The sequence below is a fragment of the Chloroflexota bacterium genome (assembly GCA_015478725.1).
Lineage (GTDB): Bacteria > Chloroflexota > Limnocylindria > Limnocylindrales > CSP1-4 > C-114.
On sequence record JADMIG010000069.1, the window covers coordinates 1 to 3102 of the forward strand.

Genomic DNA, 3102 nt, shown 5'->3' on the forward strand with positions numbered 1-3102 from the left:
CGTTGCAGCACCAGAACGCGGGCCATCCAGCGGGCCACGAGGTGCGTATCTCAGTCACTCGCCGCCACATACGAGCCATGTCAAAGCCCCTCGGATCATCCTTGCGGCCCGGAGGCACACAGACGTCAAGATGTCGCGCGACCATCACATCACTAATCTTGTAGAGCGCACACTGGTATGCAACCGATTGCGCCACGCTCTCATACTGCGCGTCTGTAAACGCTTCCACGCCGTCCCCCCGGTTGCATAGCTCGTAGCCGATCATCCAGTCGTTGCAGTTGGCGCGCCCCCGCCACGTGCTGACCCCCGCGTGCCAGGCCCTATTTGCGTCCGACACTATCTGCACAATCGTGCCGTCCCGCCTTATCAGCTTATGGATGCTCACGGGGTTCGCATGATACTGAGACAGCCACTCCTGGTCCCCCGCCTCATTTGAGCTGCCCGTGTGATGCAGCAATATGCCTGCTATTGAGGCCCCGCCGCTCGGCCTGCTGTCATACACACTCGTATCCGTCTGAGCCGTTATGTCAATCACTTTTATAGCTGTTACACTCATATCCATTAACCCCCCACTACCTGCTTTGTCTCTACAGGCCGCTGCGTTTTGAGCCGTCCCTTGATCCTCGTTTGCACCAGATCATCCTCAAGCCCAATTGCCCGGTACAAATCGTTCACATGGCTCAAAAGGCCCTCTATATAAGCCTCCAACTGCTCAATCTTGCGGTCCTGAGCCGTGCCCTGTTGCTCCAGCACATTGATCCGCCCCATCATGCTCACCATGCTGCGCTCATAGCTCGCAATCCTGATGTCAATGCTCTGGAAGGCCGCCGTATTAGCCTCCGCTTTGTCCCGATTGCGCCGCGTGCGGGGCACAACCCACATCGCCAGCCATGACAACCCGCCCCCACTAACCAGCGCCAGGAGGATTTGTATGATAGTTCCTATGTCCATTGACACTCCTTGTCGCCCTGTTACTCTCTCCCTACCTACCCAATACACCGTCCGAGTACCACACCACAGTCGGCTCGCCCTGGCTAGCAGGCCATGTCACCTCGAAGAACCGCTCGCCCGCCCGATAGTGCTGAATGACATCCACAGGAGCTTTCGGGTCCCTGTACACCGTGTAAGTCGGCGCGGGAGCGTCCGCCGCCCAATCCACAGAGACCACCACACTGCCCGCCGTTGACCTGATAGCCATTGGAGTGCCCGCTGTTTGTGGAGCCTCCGAAGCCCATGCCCTGCTCACAATCAATGCGATTGCCGCCGCGAATAGAACCGATAGTAAAAACCTGATTGCCCGCCCTCTGTTTGTTGCCATGTCAATACCCTCCTGTTTGTTATGTAAACTAATGTTTCCACACGTCGCAACGCCACGAGCGCAAGGTCAGCGTCTTGCTCGCAGTCGTAATGTTGCCCACTTTGATAGTCACTGTATTCGCCGCGCTCACATATGCCGACCACTGCACGCCCGTCGAAGGATCGCCGTCCGGTGTAGCCACTACCGAGTCGCCCACAGCCGCGCCCGTGACCGTAACCGTGAATGTGCTCTGAGAGTTGGCCGCTACAACGAGCGCGGTATTGCTGCCCGTTGCCGACAGGTGCTGCGTGATAGCCGCGCCACCGCCAATCTTGAAGCCGAGACTGCCCGCGCTGTTGACATAGCCATCTGTAACATCCAGGATGCCGCCCGCAGCGTCCCGTATCTCTACGCCGTGCGCGCCCGTCGTGCTAAGCGCGACAATAGATAGCGTACCGCCCCCCGACCAGTAGAGTTGCGCCCGCGCCACGCCCGCGTTGTCGTAAATCACAATAGGCGTTGTAGAGGATGTGACAGGAGCCAGGCGCGTCGGGTCAGTGATCACGTCCAGGTCCTTGTTGCCCACAGCCCGCCTGATATTGTTCCTGACAAGCGTCACGTGCTGCGTGCCGCCTAGACCGTGCACCATTGTGGCGGTCACTACCACGCTATCTACCCCCGAAGGCGCGGTGATAGTAGCCTCATGCACCACCCCATCCGGCGCTTGCGAGGTAAGCGTCGTAACAGCACTGCCCACAGCCACGCCCGCCAGATAATACTGAGCCACCTGCGAGAACGTGACGCCAGCGGTAACAAGGTCTGCCTCTACCTGAGCGATCAATACGTCGCCGGGCTTACACTCAAGCGGGTAGGATGATACAGGCAGCGACGTTACGCCTCCCCCTGCGAGCACAACGTCAAGCCCGCCCCCCGCAAGTATCGCGGTAGTGACCGTGCCTGTCGGTGTGCCCACCACGTTGCCGCCCAGCAGCTGAGTGCGCCCAATCTGAGGCGCGCACGCCAGATCGTCTATCCTCAAAGGCGTCGATGCCGATGCGGGCACGCTCACAATCAACCTCATCGCCACTATCTTGGGCGATGCCGAGGGCGGTATGAAGACGGGCATTGTATAGATAGTCCATGCCGAGGTCGTGGCCTGCGACCCCAGCAGCGTCACGGGCGACCCCTGCGCGGTGTAAACCACTCGCCCGCTCACGATAGCGGAGGAGTAATACTGCACCTGCGCGCTCATAATGGCCGCGCTCGCCCCCGTCTTTGCGGCAATCTCAGCGTGATACATTACCCCCGCGATTGCTCTTAGCAGTCGCGATGTGACCGTTATAGGCGTGGCGGATGCGGTCGTGTCCATCAGCATGGCATATGCGCCGCTGTTGCGGTCAGAGCCGTCCAGCCCCACCACAGCCCCGCTTCCCGATGTCACAGTAAAACCGTCAGGCATGTTAGGCGTGAACGCTTCCGGTGTCTCAAAGCCCCCGTTGTACACTCCCATCGCGGGCGAGGCATCACTCGACGTGCCCGTAAGCGTGCTCGTGGCCTGCGAGACGTTCCCGTCCCCGTCCACAGCCCTCACATAAAGGGAGTAAGCTCTGTTGCCGTACATCTGCCAGGGCAATGTATAAGTGCTTTGCCCGCTAACCGCCCCCAGTGTGAATATCTCGGTCCCGAACCCCCTGTCCAGATAGCAATCGTAATGGTTCACATCGTCGCTAACCGACTTAGCGAACGATGCTTCCAAACAGGCTATGTCCTGCCCATTACTCCAAAAGTTGGTGCTCTCAGTAGGC

Annotated in this window: 3 protein-coding genes; all 3 read right to left on the reverse strand. The window is 59.3% G+C overall.

The features are described from left to right. A partial coding sequence (locus IVW53_15695) for an N-acetylmuramoyl-L-alanine amidase (protein ID MBF6607007.1) occupies positions 1-562 on the reverse strand: 562 nt, incomplete at its 3' end. Then, on the reverse strand, positions 562-951 hold the full coding sequence (locus IVW53_15700) for a hypothetical protein (protein MBF6607008.1): 390 nt from the start codon (positions 949-951) through the stop codon (positions 562-564). The genes IVW53_15695 and IVW53_15700, both read right to left, overlap by 1 nt. Positions 952-1346: 395 nt before the next feature. Further along, complete coding sequence (locus tag IVW53_15705; GenBank protein ID MBF6607009.1) at positions 1347-3053, reverse strand: hypothetical protein; 1707 nt, start codon at positions 3051-3053, stop codon at positions 1347-1349. Positions 3054-3102: the final 49 nt, after the last annotated feature.